Raw genomic sequence first — 17,567 nt, 5'->3', positions numbered from 1 at the left:
CTAATAGACAAACAAATAAAAAGGCGTTATACTGTTATCAGAAGTTCGATTTCACTAAATGACGAGGAGGATTTTAGTATGGCGTATTTTGAAAACGTTGACAAAGTGGTGTATGAAGGCCCGGCATCGGAAAATCCGCTTGCGTTTAAGTTTTATAATCCGGAAGAAAAAGTCGGGGATAAAACGATGGAGGAGCATTTGCGCTTTTCGGTGGCGTATTGGCACACATTTGTTGGGGATGGGGCAGACCCGTTTGGGGTTGGTACGGCGATCCGCCCGTGGAACCGATACAGCGGAATGGATTTGGCAAAAGCGCGTGTGGAGGCAGCGTTTGAGTTATTTGATAAGCTAAACATTCCATTTTTCTGCTTCCACGATGTCGATATTGCCCCAGAAGGAGCGACGTTAAAAGAAACGTATCAAAACTTAGATACGATTGTTGATATGATCGAAGAATACATGAAAACAAGCAAAACCAAGTTGCTTTGGAATACAGCTAATTTATTTACACATCCTCGTTTTGTACATGGTGCAGCCACTTCTTGCAATGCAGATGTGTTTGCGTATGCAGCAGCAAAGGTGAAAAAAGGCTTAGAAATTGCCAAACGACTTGGTGCAGAAAACTATGTATTCTGGGGCGGGCGTGAAGGCTATGAAACGTTGTTAAATACAAATATGAAGCTCGAACTGGACAATTTAGCCCGCTTTTTGCATATGGCGGTTGACTATGCGAAAGAAATTGGCTTTGACGGGCAATTTTTAATTGAGCCAAAACCAAAAGAACCAACGAAGCATCAATACGACTTTGATGTTGCAACAGCATTAGCGTTTCTACAGACGTATGGACTAAAAGATTATTTCAAATTCAACATTGAAGCAAACCATGCGACATTGGCAGGTCATACATTTGAACATGAACTTCGCGTAGCGCGCATTCACGGAATGCTCGGTTCGGTCGATGCCAACCAAGGCGACCCGTTGCTTGGCTGGGATACCGACGAATTCCCAACAGACTTGTATTCTACTACTCTTGCGATGTACGAAATTTTACAAAATGGCGGACTCGGAAAAGGCGGATTGAACTTTGATGCGAAAGTAAGACGCGGTTCGTTTGAACCAGAAGACTTATTCTACGCCCATATTGCCGGAATGGATAGCTTTGCGATTGGACTAAAAGTGGCGTATCGTTTAATTGAGGATCGTGTGTTTGAATCAGTTGTTGAGGAACGGTATAAAAGCTATACAGAAGGAATTGGCCGGGATATCATTGATGGGAAGGCCGACTTCCATACACTAGAGGCATATGCATTAAATCTTCGCGATATTTCCAATCGTTCAGGACGGCAAGAACGTTTAAAAACGTTGCTTAACCAATATTTACTTGAAGTTTGTGTAGCTCGTTAACGAAATGAGGGATGAACTTGGAACACGTCATTGGCATCGATTTGGGAACGAGTGCAGTTAAAGTATTACTTGTTGACTGGACTGGAAAAGTAAAAGGGGAGTGCACAGAGGCGTATCCCCTTTATCAACCATATTCAGGATATAGCGAGCAAAATCCAGAAGATTGGGTAGAAAAAACGATTACTGCATTACGAAAAGTGTTGCAAGTATCAAATGTCGATCCCAGTTCGATTGTCGGACTCAGTTTTTCTGGACAAATGCATGGGCTAGTATTATTATCTGAAAACAATGAGGTTGTACGTCCAGCCATTCTTTGGAACGATACAAGAACGACAGAAGAGTGCCGATTAATTGAAGAGAAAGTTGGAAGAGATAAGTTGTTGTCCATTACAAAAAATCGGGCACTCGAAGGGTTTACGTTACCCAAATTATTATGGGTAAAAAAGCACGAACCGCATCTTTATAAACAAGTCCGTACGTTTTTATTACCAAAAGATTATGTTCGCATGCGTCTAACGGGTCATATCGCTATGGAATATTCTGATGCAGCAGGAACGTTGCTCCTAGACATAAGTAAAAAGGTGTGGAGTGAGGAAATTTGTCAGGCGCTCGATATTAATATTCATTTATGTCCGCCATTAGTTGAGTCCACGGATTATGTTGGTACATTGTTGCCGGAAATAGCAGAAAAAACCGGATTGTCAAAAAATACAAAAGTATTTGCTGGTGGAGCAGACAACGCATGTGGGGCAATTGGTGCGGGCATTTTAGAAGAAGGACAAACGATGTGTAGTATCGGGACATCTGGTGTCGTGCTTGCATTTGAACAAACTGGTGAAAGAGAATTTGGGGGAAAAGTACATTATTTTAATCACGCAAAACCAAATTCGTACTATATTATGGGTGTAACGTTAGCTGCGGGATATAGTTTTGATTGGTTTAAGCGAACGTTTTTAAATCACATGTCTTTTTCTGAAATTGTCAAACGAGCGTATCAATCATCTATTGGAGCGAACGGACTATTGTTCACACCGTATTTAGTTGGGGAAAGAACTCCTCATGCAGATGCTGATATTCGTGCTTCTTTTATCGGAGTGGATGCTATTCATACATCATGGGATTTTGCGCGCGCTGTATTAGAAGGGATTACGTTTTCTTTAAATGAATCTGTCGAAATCATTAGAGCGAGTGGAAAACGTGTGGATACAGTCGTTTCGATTGGCGGTGGGGCAAAGAGTGAAGAGTGGTTACAAATTCAAGCAGATATATTCGCTACACCAATCGAAAAATTAAAGAATGAACAAGGTCCAAGTATGGGAGCTGCGATGATTGCGGCCTACGGTTGTAAGTGGTTCCCATCTTTAGAACACTGTGCTCGTATATTTAAAGACGTAGAACAAGTTGTTGAGCCGAATAGCCGAGCTGTAGAAAGATATAAAGAAATTTTCGAAATGTATAAAGAAATATACCTACAAACAAAGGAACTGTCGAAAAAATTGAAAGCGTTTAGACGATAAAAATCCCCCCTTAAAATAAATTGTGCAAGAAATAGCCTTCGCATGGAAGGCTATTTTTTTACTGCTTCTTCTAATGTGGCAAGCATCGATTGTTTTTGTTCATCTGTTGCATGATTCCATAATGCTTCAAACAAGACACCAAGACCAGGCAAATATTTTTCTTCCCCTTGTTGAATCGCATCGACGATCGTATGTTCTAATTGGTCTTTTGAGCTGTTTGCGACGTTTGCCATCACGGCACCACGTAAGTTGAAGTCCATTGTTTTCACTCCATTCTTTATGTATTGCGTACGTAGTTTTTGCTATAATGGTAACTACTATTCATTAAAAGAGGAGAGAGAAAGATGGAAAAAGCAACATTTGCTGGAGGTTGTTTTTGGTGCATGGTCACTCCGTTTGAAGAGCTTGATGGCATTTATGGCATCGTTTCTGGATACACCGGTGGTGATGTGGAAAATCCGACATATGAACAAGTGAAAACAGGGACGACAGGGCATTATGAAGCGGTGCAAATTACGTTTGATCCGAGTGTGTTTCCGTACGAAAAATTGTTAGAGTTATATTGGTGTCAAATTGATCCGACGGATGATGGCGGGCAATTTCATGACCGCGGTCCGCAATATCGAACAGCTATTTTTTATCATAATGAGCGACAAAAAACATTAGCGGAGCAATCGAAAAAACAACTAGAAGAAAGTGGACGTTTTTCAAAACCGATTGTTACCAAAATCTTACCTGCGACAACGTTTTATCCAGCAGAAGACTATCATCAAAATTACCATAAAAAAAATCCGAAGCACTATAAAGAAGACCGCGCTGCTTCAGGTCGCGATGAATTTATTGCGAAACATTGGGGGAACAACGAGTGAAACGAATTGAATCACCGAAAAATGAGCGAGTGAAGCAATGGAAAAAACTTTTAACGAAAAAAGAGCGCGACAAAACCGGATTGTTTCTCATTGAAGGATTTCATTTAGTCGAAGAGGCAATAAAAAGCGGCGTTCATATTGAAGAAATCATCATCGCTGAACATGCGACTATTCCAGCAAGCTGGAACGTTGCGCATATTCCGATGACGATTGTGACAAATGACGTGATGAAAGCAATTAGCGACACGGAAACACCGCAAGGCATCGCAGCGGTATGCAAACAATTGCATTGGAACGTCGACGATGTGCAAACAGCATTGTTCATTGATGCCGTTCAAGATCCGGGGAATGTAGGGACGATCATTCGCACCGCAGATGCCGCAGGAGTAGACGTCGTTGTTGTTGGTGAAGGGAGCGCAGACGTATACAATGCAAAAGTCATTCGTGCGACGCAAGGCTCACTGTTTCATTTTCCTGTTATAAAAGGAGACATCGGACAATGGATGGCTCGCTTTCAAAATGAACATATTCCGATTTATGGCACATCGCTTCAAAATGGGGTAGACTATCGTTCTGTCGCTCCTTCGTCATCATTTGCATTAATTGTTGGCAACGAAGGAAGCGGAGTGAGTGAGCAATGGCTAAAACAGACGACAGCGAATTTATATGTGCCGATTTATGGAAAAGCGGAATCATTAAACGTCGCCATTGCGACAGGCATTTTACTGTATCATTTACAGAAAAAATAAACGTATGTTTGCATGATTACCTTGCACCTGATGGCACATTTGCTTATAATAAATGAAGAATTTCATGATGAAAAGACGATGATCGAGAAGAGTAGCTTGCCGATCGCCATTCAGGGAGAAAACGCCATAGACTGCGAGCGTTTTTATGGTAGAAGCAAGTGAATTCACCTCGGGAGTTGGCGCTTGGACCATTTTGCATATGCAAAATGTAAAGGCGTTCCGGTGGAAGCCGTTATCTGAATGAAGTGAGCTATGCGAACGGCATAGCTAACAAGGGTGGTACCGCGAGTGCACTCGTCCCTTATGTGAGGGGCGAGTTTTTTTATTTATATAGATCAGAGGAGGGTTTTTATGAAGGAGCGGTTACGACAGCTTCAACAAGAAGCACTTGAAAAAATTGAACAGGCAAACGATTTAAAAGCGCTCAATGACGTGCGCGTCGCATATCTCGGCAAAAAAGGCCCAATTACAGAAGTGTTGCGCGGCATGGGAGCATTGTCTCCTGAAGAGCGTCCTGTGATGGGAGCGCTTGTGAACGAAGTGCGCGAAGCGATTCAAACAGCGCTTGAAGCAAAGCAAACAACGCTTGAACAAGCAGAAGTCGAGAAAAAACTAGCGGCGGAAGCGATTGATGTGACACTTCCAGGACGCCCGATTAGACGCGGGAATCATCATCCGTTGACGCGCGTCATTGAAGAAATTGAAGATTTATTTATCGGCATGGGCTATACGATTGCCGAAGGGCCGGAAGTCGAAAAAGACTATTACAACTTTGAAGCGCTCAATTTGCCAAAAGGTCATCCTGCGCGCGATATGCAAGATTCCTTTTATATTACAGAGGAAATTTTATTGCGTACGCATACGTCACCTGTGCAAGCGCGCACGATGGAAAAGCATCAAGGACGCGGTCCAGTAAAAATCATTTGCCCGGGAAAAGTGTATCGCCGCGACAACGACGATGCGACACATTCGCATCAATTTACGCAAATTGAAGGGCTTGTCGTTGATGAACATATTCGCATGAGCGACCTAAAAGGAACGTTGCGCGAGTTTGCTCGCAAAATGTTTGGTGAAGACCGCGACATTCGTTTCCGCCCGAGCTTTTTCCCATTTACTGAGCCGTCGGTCGAAGTTGATGTGTCATGTTTTAATTGCGGCGGACACGGATGCGGAGTATGTAAAGGTACTGGCTGGATTGAAATTTTAGGTGCTGGGATGGTTCATCCGAACGTGCTGGAGATGGCAGGATTTGATTCGAAAAAATATACAGGCTTTGCGTTCGGGATGGGGCCAGAGCGTATTGCGATGTTGAAGTACGGCATTGATGATATTCGTCATTTTTATCAAAACGATGTTCGTTTCTTGCAACAATTTAATCGGGTGTAAAAGGAGGTTGGCATGATGTTTGTTTCATATAAATGGCTACAACAATATGTTGATTTAACAAATATTACGGCAAAAGAATTGGCTGATCGCATCACAAAAGCAGGCATTGAAGTGGAAAGTGTTGAGGTGCGCAATAAAGGAATACAAGGTGTCGTCATCGGACATGTACTTGAGCGCGAACAACATCCGAATGCTGATAAATTAAGCAAATGTTTCGTTGATATCGGTGAAGGAGAGCCGGTGCAAATTATTTGTGGGGCACCGAACGTCGCAAAAGGACAAAAGGTTGCCGTTGCGAAAGTTGGTGCGGTATTGCCTGGCAATTTCAAAATTAAACGCGCTAAATTGCGCGGTGAGGAATCGAACGGCATGATTTGTTCGTTACAAGAACTTGGCGTGGAATCAAAATTAGTGCCGAAAGAATACGCTGATGGCATTTTCGTTTTCCCAAGCGATGCGCCGGTCGGAGCTGATGCGTTAGAACTACTTTACTTGGATGATGAAGTGTTAGAATTAGGATTAACCCCAAACCGTGCCGATTGTTTAAGTATGATTGGCGTTGCTTATGAAGTAGCGGCTATTTTAGGACGGAGCGTGAAGTTGCCGGCAATCGAACTTCACGAAAACAGCGAAAGCGTTTATGATTACATTTCCGTACGCGTCGACGCGCCAGAAGACAATCCGTTATATGCGGGACGTATTGTGAAAAACGTGAAAATTGGTCCATCTCCGCTTTGGATGCAAGCGCGTTTAATGGCAGCGGGTATTCGACCGCATAATAACGTTGTTGATATTACGAACTATATTTTACTTGAGTACGGCCAGCCGCTTCATGCGTTTGATTACGACCGCCTCGGTTCAAAAGAAATTGTCGTTCGCCGCGCGAAAGCAGGTGAAACGATTGTGACGCTCGACGATGTAGAGCGGACGCTGACAGAAGAGCATCTTGTCATTACAAACGGCAAAGAGCCTGTCGCTTTAGCCGGTGTGATGGGCGGCGCGAACTCGGAAGTAAAAAATGACACAACGACCGTGTTTATTGAATCCGCGTATTTCGCAAGCCCGATTGTTCGCCAAGCGGTCAAAGATCATGGGTTGCGCAGCGAGTCGAGCACACGTTTTGAAAAAGGCATCGACCCAGCGCGGACAAAAGAAGCGCTTGACCGCGCGGCGATGTTAATGGCGGAATATGCTGGCGGTGAAGTCGTTGGCGGTGTGGTGGAAGTGAACACACTGCAACGAAAAGAGGTCGTTGTCACGATTACACTAGACCGTATCAATAACGTGCTTGGCACAACCATTACGAAAGAAGAAGTGGCAGGCATTTTAACGAACTTGCAATTTACGTTCACAGAAGATAACGGAACGTTTACGATTGCTGTTCCATCGCGCCGCCGCGATATTGCGATTGAAGAAGACATCATTGAAGAAGTGGCGCGTCTTTATGGCTATGACAACTTGCCAGCAACTCTTCCAGTCGGGGAAGCAAACCCAGGCAAGCTCACACCATACCAAGCAAAGCGTCGTAAAGTACGCCGTTATTTAGAAGATGCGGGCTTGTTCCAAGCAATTACGTACTCGCTCACAAACGAGGCGAAAGCGACGATGTTTGCGCTTGAAACGGCGGAACCGATCCGTTTGGCATTGCCAATGAGTGAAGAACGAAGCGTCTTACGGCAAAGTTTAGTGCCGCACTTGCTTGAAGCCGCAAGCTACAACCGCGCTCGCCAAGTCGAAAACGTAGCGCTATACGAAATCGGTTCGGTATATTTAGCAACGAATGCAAACGAGTTGCCAAACGAAAAAGAGCGGTTAGCCGGCGTCTTGACAGGAGTATGGCATGCGCATGTATGGCAAGGAGAGAAAAAAGCGGTCGACTTCTACGTTGCAAAAGGCATTTTAGACGGTTTATTTGCGTTGCTAGGATTAGAGAACCGCGTGGAATATAAGCAAGCAAAACGCGATCACCTTCACCCAGGGCGTACAGCAGAAATTTTATTAGATCATAAGACAATCGGTTTTGTCGGTCAGCTTCATCCGGTCGTACAAAAAGAATTGGATTTAAAAGAAACGTATGTGTTTGAACTAGACATTGAAGCGTTACTGAAAGCGGAAGTAGATGACATTCGCTATACAGCGATTCCGCGCTTCCCATCCATTACGCGCGATATTGCGCTCGTCGTCGATGAGCATATTGTTGCGGGTGAGCTGCAAAAAGCAATTATTGCCGCGGGCGGAGAACTATTAAAAGACGTATCGATTTTCGACGTCTATAAAGGAGACCGCCTTCCTGAAGGCAAAAAATCAATTGCCTTTGCGCTCCGTTACTACGACCCAGCGCGGACATTAACAGATGAAGAAGTAACAAACGTTCATGAACAAGTGATCAAAGCGGTCGAACAACAATTCGGCGCCACATTGCGCGGATAAAACGAAGCCCCCATCTGATGCATAAGCATTGGATGGGGTTTTTATGTCCTCATCGAATGGATGAGGGAATTTTTGTCTAGTCCGCCAAAATTGGCGTGCACACCGCCAAAAAATGGCGGGGTTCGACACTATGTTGGCGGTGAAAGAGAGAGAAACTGGAGGTATAATGAGGTTGAATAGGTAAAATATACAAGAATGGTTAAAATGGAGTTTCTATACCTAATTACTCTACCGATAATTGGTTCTTTGTGGTTTTTAAATTTCACGATTTTTTTAAAAAGATTAAACAGTAATGGAAATACACACAATCAAACAATATTAGGTGTTCTGTTAACCTTTATTTTTATTTTTGTATTTGCGTACGGTTACTTGGCAACACATTACTGAATAGTTACTTTTAATTCATTAACCCGTGGTGTTAGTTGAAGCAACACGGGAATTTTATTGAAATTTTTTAATATATTTTTACGATTGAATTAAAAAACAGAGCCATATCATCCATCCCTTCATCATTGACTGTTTTGTATTTCATAGTTATATTATTAAATAGTTAAACAATTGAACTATTTTGACAGGAGGCATGAAGTGTTGGAGAGAAGCATACAACAATTGATTGAGCGCTATTTGTCCGTTTCGTTTCTCGTGAATAAACGAGGGGCGGCGCTGATGAAATGTGAGTTAGATGATGTGACGCACGATCAATATTATTTATTGCGCTACATATATAAGCGAGGAGTATGCACATCAACGGAATTGGCGGACGTGTTTGCGGTGAATAAAAGCGCCATTACTGCGATGACAAATCGTCTTGTTGAAAAAGGAATGATTGAACGAGGGAGAGGGGGAGACGACCGTCGTGTTATTGCGCTTTCGCTGACGGAAAAGGGAAGGAAATGGCTTGAAGAAACAGAACAAAACGTGTATGAACTTGTGGAAGCAATTATGACGAAACTTTCACATGAAGAAATTGAACAGTTTATTCAAACGTATGAAAAGCTAGCGATGATTTTACAAGAAATGGGGGAAAGCAAATGAAAGCGATCATTCGCGGAAAGTGGGCCGTTTTGCTTCTTTGGATGTTAGCAGCCGTCGTACTGATGATGACTGCACCGAATATGGGGGAACTTGTGCGCGAAAAGGGGCAAATTACCGTTCCAGACGGCTACTCGTCTTCGCTTGCTAGCGAGCTACTAAAAGAAGTACAAAAACAAGAAAAGAAAGAAGGGGAAATGAGCGCTGTTCTCGTATTTCATCGAAAAGATCGCTTGCAAGATGAAGATTGGAAAGAAATCGAGAAAGCTGTAGAGCAACTGAAGGCGAAAAAAGAATCGCTCGGTTTAATGCAAATCGTTTCGCCACTTGATGATCGCACGCTAAAAGAAAAGCTCGTTTCAAAAGATGAAACAACGGCACTCATTTCGCTTCAATTAGAACGAAACAAACGTACAGCAAAAGAAATAAGCACAGCGCTTTATGAGGCGATCGAGCATATTGATGTGCCGCACTATTACACAGGTAGTTGGATGATTGATGAAGATGTTGTACAAAGTTCACAAGAAGGGTTGAAAAAAACAGAAGGCATTACCGTTGTTTTTATTTTAGTTGTTTTATTTCTTGTGTTCCGTTCGCTCGTCGCTCCGTTTGTGCCGTTGTTAACGGTCGGATTGACGTATGTTGTGTCGCAATCGATTGTCGCTTTTCTCGTCGACCGCGTCGATTTTCCGCTTTCTACATTTACCCAAACGTTTTTAGTCGCCGTTTTATTCGGGATTGGCACAGACTATTGCATTTTATTGCTTAGCCGTTTTAAAGAAGAACTAGCGAAACGAGAAGACCGGACAGAAGCGATTATCGCAACGTATAAAACAGCAGGAAAAACGGTTATTTTTAGCGGATTGGCGGTGATGATCGGCTTCGCATCGATTGGATTATCGACGTTTAAATTGTATCAGTCCGCCTCCGCCGTTGCGGTTGGTGTCGTTGTGTTACTTGTTGCGCTTGTTACGCTTGTGCCGTTTTTTATGGCTACACTTGGCGAAAAGCTGTTTTGGCCAATGAAAGGTGCACTTGAACATAAGCCGAGCAAATTATGGGATGTGGCAGGTCGCTTTTCTTTCGCACGACCACTATGGGCGCTCGTGATCGTAGCTATCATTACGTTGCCGATTTTATTTACGTATGATAGCAAACTTTCTTTTAACTCGATGGCGGAAATTGGCGATCGTTATCCTTCCGTCAAAGCGTTCAACATCATTTCTTCTCACTTTAGCGAAGGGGAAGCGATGCCTACGAAAATCGTCATGAAAAACGACGAAGCGATGAATGACGAGCAATATTACTACTTAATTGAAAAAATTAGCCGTGAAGTTGCAAATATTGATGGTGTGGACGCTGTTCGTTCGGTGACGCGCCCACTTGGAGAGCCGATCGATCAATTGTTTGTGACAAAGCAAGCGGAACAGTTAAAAGATGGATTAGGAAAAGGAGCAGACGGCATCGGACAAATTCGTTCCGGTTTAAGCGAAGCGAGCAGTGAAATGGCCAAGTCAGCCCCGAAACTCGAGCAGGCAACGGGCGGCATTCGTGAACTCGTCAACGGAACGACGAAGTTGAAAACGGGAATGAACGATTTACAACAAGCATTGAAGCAATTAGAAGATGGCGTGCGAAGTGGAGCGCTCGGTGCGGCTGATTTAGAAAAAGGATTGCAGACGATACAAATGAATATGAAAAAGCTGCATGATGGAGCGAATGAGTTACGAAACGGATATGAGCAAGCAACGAGCGGATTGCGTCAACTAAGCGAACAATATAAACAAATGGAAGCAGGACTTACTGCGATTGCCAAACAATTGCCTCTTCTTTCTCAGTCGCTGAATCGTATGGAAGAACGGCATGCGAGTTTGCGTGAAGACGCGGAGTATGCACATGTGAAGCAAGCGATTGAGCAAATCAGTGTGCAAATGAATACACTCTCTTATGCGTTTGTTCAAGTGAATGATGCGCTACAACGAATTCAACTCGGTTTGCAACAAGCGAATGAATCGTTTGCGACAGTAACAAATGGACAACAGGCGCTCGTGAATGGAATGGATGAAGTCATCGTTGGACTCGGAAAGCTTCGATTAGGATTAGAGCAAGCGGCAGATGGCCAAGGACAAATTGTTCAACGATTGCCAGAAGTGACAAATGGACTAGCGAAAGTAAATGAAGGACAACAGCAATTGCTTACAGGTTTTTCACAACTCAATGGCCAAATGGATCAACTCATCTCGGGATTAAATCAAAGCGTCGATGGATTGCGACAAGTAGAAAGTGGACTACAGTCTGCAAAGCAGTACGTTTCTGACTTAGCGAATGCACCAGATGAAGAAATGGCAGGGTGGTATATGCCGCCACAATTGTTAACGGGCGAGGAATTTGCTCAAGCAAAGGAAGCGTATATGTCGAAAGACGGAAAAGTAGTGACGTTCGACGTTGTTTTTTCGTCCAATCCATATGAAACAGAAACGATGGAAAAAATCGCAGAAGTGAAAGAAGCGATCGCTCGGGCAGTGAACGGTACGAAACTTGAACATGCGAAAGTAGGCGTTGGTGGCGTGACAAGCATATACTCAGATTTACGCGACGTTTCTGCCGACGATTATGCGCGCACGTCATTATTTATGCTTATAGGGATTGCGATTATTTTAATTGTTCTCCTTCGTTCGTTCATTATGCCGGCGTACTTAATGTTATCGCTTATTTTAACGTATTATACGTCGATGGCATTCACCGAACTTGTATTTGTCAATATGCTTGGATATGAAGGAGTGAACTGGGCTGTTCCGTTTTTTGCGTTCGTTATTTTAATGGCGCTTGGCATTGACTATAGCATTTTCTTAATGGATCGCTTTAATGAATATCGCGACAAAACTGTTCAAGAAGCGATGCTTGAAGCGATGCGTCACATGGGAACAGTCATTATTTCCGCAGCGGTCATTTTAGGAGGAACGTTTGCGGCGATGTATCCATCAGGTGTGCTATCATTATTGCAAATTGCGACAATTATTTTAACAGGCCTTTTCTTATATGCGCTGATCGTTTTGCCGTTATTTATTCCGGTGATGGCGAAAACGTTTGGACGGGCGAATTGGTGGCCATTTATGAAGTAAGAGCGGGTGTCGATGCCCGCTCTTCTTTTCGTATACCTTTTCATATATCTGCAAGTCGTGGTAAGATAAAAGGTAGAATTTTGCCGAAACGGGAGATCGGATGAATGGGGGAAACGGTTTGAAGGAGCAGCAAAAAACGCGCATTACAGTAGATATATACGGGCAACAATATTCGATCGTCGGAACAGAAAGTTCAAGTCACATTCGTCTCGTTGCGTCAATTGTTGATGACAAAATGCGTGAAATTAGTGCGAAAAATCCGACGCTTGATACGAGTAAGCTCGCCGTACTAACGGCTGTCAATATCGTTCATGAATATATTAAACTAAAAGATGAATACGATCGTCTTTTGCGAAAAATGAATAAAGAAAAGGATGATGACAGCGATGATTGATTTGCTCATTTGTTTCATCCTTCTCATGGGTCTAATGATTGGATTGAAACGAGGATTTATTTTGCAATTTATTCATATGACAGGTTTTTTTATCGCGTTTATCGTTGCGTATAAATATTACGACCAACTAGCGCCACGGCTGAAGTTGTGGGTGCCGTATCCGAGCTTCGGCGATGGTGAGGCGATGAAATTGCTCATTGAAAGCACCAATTTAGATGAAGCATATTATCGTGCGATTGCCTTTGCGGTTTTGTTTTTTGTTACGAAAATCGTGATGCAAGTGATCGGTTCAATGTTAGACTTCGTCGCACAGTTGCCGCTTTTAAAAAGCGTAAACCGTTGGGCAGGCGGGGCGCTTGGATTTATGGAAGTGTATTTGCTTTTATTCGTGCTTTTATACGTGAGTGCCCTTGTTCCTGTGGCTGCGATTCAACAACCGCTCCACGACTCATTTATCGCTAGTTTAATCGTCAAGCATACACCGATTTTATCCGACTTTGTGAAGCATATGCTCGTGCAATATATGGCGTAAAAACTTCTCCGTTTGAGAGAAGTTTTTTCGTCGAAAGGAAGGGAATAAAATGGAAAAAAGTAAAAAAGAAGCGATTCGTTTGCTTGAAACAATCGCTTTATATATGGAGATCAAAGGAGAAAATCCGTTTAAAGTGTCCGCCTTTCGCAAAGCAGCTTCAGCGTTAGAACGAGATGAACGCGCCTTAACAGATATTGCTGATTTTACATCGATTGCAGGCATTGGGAAAGGAACAGCAGCCGTTTTACAACAATGGTTACAGACAGGAACGAGCGATGTGCTTGAACAGTTAAAAAAAGAAATTCCTGAAGGATTGTTTCCGCTTTTAAAATTGCCGGGACTTGGCGGGAAAAAAATTGCTAAGCTGTATCATGAGTTACGCGTGACCGATATCGAAACATTAAAAGAGGCATGTTTAGCTCAACGCGTGCGACAATTAAGCGGTTTTGGCGCAAAAACAGAAGAAAACATTTTAGCTGCGCTCGCTAATCTCCATGCGCGCCCTGAGCGGTTGCCGATTGCGTTTATGCTTGAAGTGGCTTTAGATGTCGAACGTCAGCTTGCGAAGATGGAAGGGATTGTTCAGTTTTCGCGCGCGGGCAGTTTGCGCCGTGTATGCGAGACAATAAAAGATTTAGATTTTATTATTGCAACAAACGATGATTCGCTTGTTCGTGAGCAGTTGTTGCAACTTGAACATATTCATGACGTTGTTGCAAACGGTGAAACGAAAGTATCGTTGCAGTTAACGTATGAGTATGTTGTCAATGTTGACTTCCGCATCGTTTCTCCTGAACATTTTGCTACGACGCTTCATCATTTTACTGGTTCAAAAGATCATAATGTGCGCATGCGTCAGTTAGCGAAAGAACGTGGTGAAAAAATTAGCGAGTACGGCGTCGAGCATATACAAACAGGTGAAGTGAAAACGTTTGCGACAGAAGAGCAATTTTTTGCTCATTTTCATTTGCCGTTTATTCCTCCAGAACTGCGTGAAAGTGGACAAGAAGTCGATGCATATGATGGGACGCCGCTCCTTTCTTTATCCGATATACGCGGCGATTTACATATGCATACGACATGGAGCGACGGTGCGTTTTCGATTCAACAAATGGCGGAAGCATGCCGCAAAAAAGGGTATCGTTATATGGCGATTACCGATCATTCGCAGTTTTTAAAAGTAGCAAATGGGTTAACTGTCGAACGATTAAAACGGCAACAAGAAGAAATTGCTCGCCTGAACGAACAATACGATGACTTTGTTATTTTATCTGGCATTGAAATGGATATTTTACCAGATGGAACGTTAGATTTTTCTGATGATATATTACAAACTGTTGATTTTGTCATCGCTTCCATTCATTCCGCTTTTTCACAACCAGAAGAAACGATAATGAAACGTCTAAAAGAAGCGCTAATGAATCCATACGTTCATATGATTGCTCATCCGACTGGACGGTTAATTGGCGAGCGAAGCGGATACGCTGTAAACATAGAACAATTGTTACAGCTTGCGAAAGAAACAAATACGGTGCTAGAACTAAATGCCAATCCACATCGCCTCGATTTAACGTACACCTATTTACAAAAAGCGCAACAGCTTGGTGTCAAAATTGCGATTAACACGGATGCACACAATATTCGTATGTTGGATGATATGGAACTCGGTGTTGCATTCGCACGTAAAGGGTGGATTCGCAAAGAAACGGTCATAAATACATGGGATATCGACCAACTCATGTCTTTTTTGCGAAAATAAACAGCAGGAGGGTTACTTTGTGCACGTAAAAACGTTACACATTGTTGAGTTTGATAAAGTAAAAGCACAACTTGCGGAATATGCGTCTTCCTCGTTAGGAAAAGAAAAAGTTGTGGCGCTTATGCCGTCATCATCTGTTGAGGAAGTTGTGCGTTGGCAAGAAGAAACAGATGAAGCAGCAACGGTTCTTCGTTTGCGCGGCCACGTGCCGCTAGGTGGCATATTTGATGTACGTCCACAAACGAAGCGTGCAAGCATCGGGGGAACGCTTAGCCCACATGAACTTCTTGATATCGCAAGCACGATGCGAGCAGCACGGCAGTTGAAAAAATTTTTAGAAGGGACCGAGGCAGAGCTTCCGCATATGATGGCATATGCCGAGCAAATCGTTCCGCTTGTTGAGCTTGAGCAACATATATATCGCTGTATTGATGAAAGCGGGGAAGTGCTTGATGAAGCAAGCGATCGGCTTCGTTCGTTGCGCCACCAACTACGCACGATTGAAGGGCGAGTGCGCGATAAGTTAGAAAGTATTATTCGCTCATCATCGGCTCAAAAAACATTGTCTGATGCGATAATTACGATTCGTAACGATCGGTACGTCATTCCGGTCAAACAAGAATATCGCCATACGTATGGCGGCATTGTACACGATCAGTCCTCATCGGGCGCGACGTTATTTATTGAACCGCAATCGGTTGTAGAATTAAACAATGAACTGCAACAATTGCGTGTCAAAGAAAAACAAGAAATTGAACGGATTTTAAGTGAATTATCTGCCTCTGTGGGAGAGCAGGCGACAATGATTGTTGAAAACGTGGCATTGCTCGCACAGCTTGACTTTTTGTTCGCTAAGGCAAAATACGCTAAAGCGATCAAAGCAACGAAGCCAGCGATCAATGAGCGTGGATATATTCGCCTCATTCAAGCTCGTCATCCGCTTATTCCACCTGATCAAGTCGTTCCAAACGATATTGAACTAGGGAGCGACTATACGACAATGGTAATTACAGGACCGAATACAGGAGGAAAAACGGTCACGTTAAAAACGATTGGCTTGTTTACTGTCATGGCGCAAGCTGGATTGCAAGTACCCGCTTTAGACGGATCGCAGCTGGCCGTATTTCGTTCGGTGTATGCCGATATTGGAGATGAGCAATCGATTGAACAAAGTTTAAGTACGTTTTCTTCTCATATGGTCAATATTGTTGAGATTTTAAAACAGGTGGACGAGCATAGCCTCGTTTTATTTGATGAGCTTGGTGCAGGAACGGATCCACAAGAAGGTGCAGCGTTAGCCATTGCTATTTTAGATGAAGTGCATAACCGTGGTGCGCGAGTGGTAGCGACAACGCACTACCCTGAATTAAAAGCATATGGCTATAATCGTCGTGGTGTGATAAATGCAAGTGTTGAATTTGACATCGAAACGTTAAGTCCGACGTATAAACTATTGATCGGTATTCCTGGTCGAAGCAATGCGCTTGATATTTCTCGACGGCTCGGATTAGATGAACATATTATTGCGCGCGCACGAACGTATATTAGTGCGGAAAACAATGAAGTCGAAAATATGATTGCTTCTCTAGAGCAAAGCAAAAAGCGGGCAGAAGAAGAGTGGGAGCAAGCAGAAAAACTTCGTCAAGAAGCGGAACAACTGCGAAACGAATTACAACAGCAGTGGAACGAATGGCATGAACAACGCGATCATTTGCTAGAAAAAGCGAAAGAAGAAGCAGAATTCATTGTGAAAAAAGCGATGAAAACCGCAGAAGAAGTCATTCAAAACCTTCGCGAGATGCAAAAACAACAAGCGATCGCGATGAAAGAACATGAACTCATCGCTGCGCGTAAAAAGCTAGAAGAAGCTATACCGCAAATCGACACGAAAAAGAAAAAGCGAGTGCAAAAAGAAAAGCAACCTTTACAACCTGGTGATGAAGTGAAAGTCACTCATCTCAATCAAAAAGGGCAGTTGATTGAGAAAGTATCCGATAAAGAGTGGCTTGTGCAAATCGGTATTTTAAAAATGAAAGTGGATGAAGAAAATTTGCAGTATGTAAGCAGTCCAACACCAATGGAGACAAAGCCGATTGCGACGGTGAAAGGACGCGATTATCACGTTCCGCTTGAGCTAGATTTGCGTGGTGAACGATATGAAGATGCGTTGCTTCGCGTTGAAAAGTATATTGATGACGCAGTATTAGCAGGATACCCACGCGTGTCCATTATTCACGGAAAAGGAACAGGCGCACTTCGAAAAGGAGTGCAACAATATTTGCAAAATCATCGTTCGGTGAAAAGCATTCGGTTTGGTGAAGCGACCGAAGGGGGAACAGGCGTCACCATTGTCGAATTACAGTGACGGGAGGA

General features: G+C 43.3%; 13 protein-coding genes and 1 other annotated feature. Of the genes, 12 read left to right on the top strand and 1 reads right to left on the bottom strand.

Annotation, left to right across the window (positions count from 1 at the left end; all coding sequences use genetic code 11):
* Positions 1–78 precede the first annotated feature (78 nt).
* Together xylA and xylB are read left to right on the top strand one after the other, a co-directional pair.
* Positions 79–1,404, top strand: a complete 1,326-nt coding sequence (gene xylA, locus AFK25_RS11380) for a xylose isomerase (protein ID WP_019416726.1) — start codon at positions 79–81, stop codon at positions 1,402–1,404.
* A gap of 17 nt (positions 1,405–1,421) precedes the next feature.
* Positions 1,422–2,921, top strand: a complete 1,500-nt coding sequence (gene xylB / locus AFK25_RS11375) for a xylulokinase (protein WP_019416727.1) — start codon at positions 1,422–1,424, stop codon at positions 2,919–2,921.
* Between the two features lie 50 nt (positions 2,922–2,971).
* On the opposite strand, the gene sspI is transcribed toward xylB, so the two are convergent.
* Positions 2,972–3,181, bottom strand: coding sequence for a small acid-soluble spore protein SspI (gene sspI / locus AFK25_RS11370; RefSeq protein WP_019416728.1), 210 nt, complete (start codon positions 3,179–3,181; stop codon positions 2,972–2,974).
* 84 nt (positions 3,182–3,265) lie between these two features.
* Here sspI and msrA point away from each other — a divergent pair, with 84 nt between their 5' ends.
* From msrA to AFK25_RS11320, 10 genes are all read left to right on the top strand, one after another.
* Complete coding sequence (gene msrA, locus AFK25_RS11365; RefSeq protein ID WP_026011504.1) at positions 3,266–3,790, top strand: peptide-methionine (S)-S-oxide reductase MsrA; 525 nt, start codon at positions 3,266–3,268, stop codon at positions 3,788–3,790.
* On the top strand, positions 3,787–4,539 hold the full coding sequence (locus AFK25_RS11360; RefSeq protein ID WP_009361816.1) for a TrmH family RNA methyltransferase: 753 nt from the start codon (positions 3,787–3,789) through the stop codon (positions 4,537–4,539). Before msrA ends, AFK25_RS11360 begins: the two co-directional genes overlap by 4 nt.
* A 69-nt stretch (positions 4,540–4,608) precedes the next feature.
* Positions 4,609–4,844, top strand: a binding site (T-box leader).
* 46 nt (positions 4,845–4,890) lie between these two features.
* Positions 4,891–5,925: a phenylalanine--tRNA ligase subunit alpha gene (gene pheS, locus AFK25_RS11355; RefSeq protein WP_035065417.1), complete on the top strand. Its 1,035-nt coding sequence runs from the start codon at positions 4,891–4,893 to the stop codon at positions 5,923–5,925.
* Positions 5,926–5,940: 15 nt separating this feature from the next.
* Positions 5,941–8,355 (top strand): phenylalanine--tRNA ligase subunit beta, encoded by a 2,415-nt coding sequence (gene pheT / locus AFK25_RS11350; protein ID WP_035065420.1) that lies wholly within the window; start codon positions 5,941–5,943, stop codon positions 8,353–8,355.
* 588 nt (positions 8,356–8,943) lie between these two features.
* Positions 8,944–9,390 carry a MarR family winged helix-turn-helix transcriptional regulator gene (locus AFK25_RS11345; protein ID WP_255571826.1) on the top strand — a complete coding sequence of 149 codons (447 nt, stop codon included), beginning with the start codon at positions 8,944–8,946 and terminating at the stop codon, positions 9,388–9,390.
* On the top strand, positions 9,387–12,509 hold the full coding sequence (locus AFK25_RS11340; protein WP_035065423.1) for an efflux RND transporter permease subunit: 3,123 nt from the start codon (positions 9,387–9,389) through the stop codon (positions 12,507–12,509). The genes AFK25_RS11345 and AFK25_RS11340 overlap by 4 nt, the downstream gene beginning before the upstream one ends.
* Positions 12,510–12,627: 118 nt before the next feature.
* Positions 12,628–12,903, top strand: coding sequence for a cell division protein ZapA (gene zapA, locus AFK25_RS11335; RefSeq protein ID WP_026011506.1), 276 nt, complete (start codon positions 12,628–12,630; stop codon positions 12,901–12,903).
* Positions 12,896–13,435: a CvpA family protein gene (locus AFK25_RS11330; protein WP_009361809.1), complete on the top strand. Its 540-nt coding sequence runs from the start codon at positions 12,896–12,898 to the stop codon at positions 13,433–13,435. The genes zapA and AFK25_RS11330 overlap by 8 nt, the downstream gene beginning before the upstream one ends.
* Before the next feature lie 49 nt (positions 13,436–13,484).
* Positions 13,485–15,194, top strand: a complete 1,710-nt coding sequence (gene polX, locus AFK25_RS11325) for a DNA polymerase/3'-5' exonuclease PolX (RefSeq protein ID WP_019416736.1) — start codon at positions 13,485–13,487, stop codon at positions 15,192–15,194.
* Positions 15,195–15,213: 19 nt separating this feature from the next.
* On the top strand, positions 15,214–17,559 hold the full coding sequence (locus tag AFK25_RS11320; RefSeq protein WP_035065426.1) for an endonuclease MutS2: 2,346 nt from the start codon (positions 15,214–15,216) through the stop codon (positions 17,557–17,559).
* Positions 17,560–17,567: the final 8 nt, after the last annotated feature.

This window comes from Anoxybacillus gonensis (genome assembly GCF_001187595.1).
Lineage (GTDB): Bacteria > Bacillota > Bacilli > Bacillales > Anoxybacillaceae > Anoxybacillus > Anoxybacillus gonensis.
This window is presented reverse-complemented; position numbering and strand designations above follow the sequence as displayed.

Bases quoted from the DNA above. Each gene is read 5' to 3' on its own strand.
- xylA (WP_019416726.1), top strand. From the start codon at position 79: ATGGCGTATTTTGAAAACGTTGACAAAGTGGTGTATGAAGGCCCGGCA.
- sspI (WP_019416728.1), bottom strand. From the start codon at position 3,181: ATGGACTTCAACTTACGTGGTGCCGTGATGGCAAACGTCGCAAACAGC.
- msrA (WP_026011504.1), top strand. From the start codon at position 3,266: ATGGAAAAAGCAACATTTGCTGGAGGTTGTTTTTGGTGCATGGTCACT.
- pheS (WP_035065417.1), top strand. From the start codon at position 4,891: ATGAAGGAGCGGTTACGACAGCTTCAACAAGAAGCACTTGAAAAAATT.
- pheT (WP_035065420.1), top strand. From the start codon at position 5,941: ATGTTTGTTTCATATAAATGGCTACAACAATATGTTGATTTAACAAAT.
- AFK25_RS11340 (WP_035065423.1), top strand. From the start codon at position 9,387: ATGAAAGCGATCATTCGCGGAAAGTGGGCCGTTTTGCTTCTTTGGATG.
- AFK25_RS11330 (WP_009361809.1), top strand. From the start codon at position 12,896: ATGATTGATTTGCTCATTTGTTTCATCCTTCTCATGGGTCTAATGATT.
- polX (WP_019416736.1), top strand. From the start codon at position 13,485: ATGGAAAAAAGTAAAAAAGAAGCGATTCGTTTGCTTGAAACAATCGCT.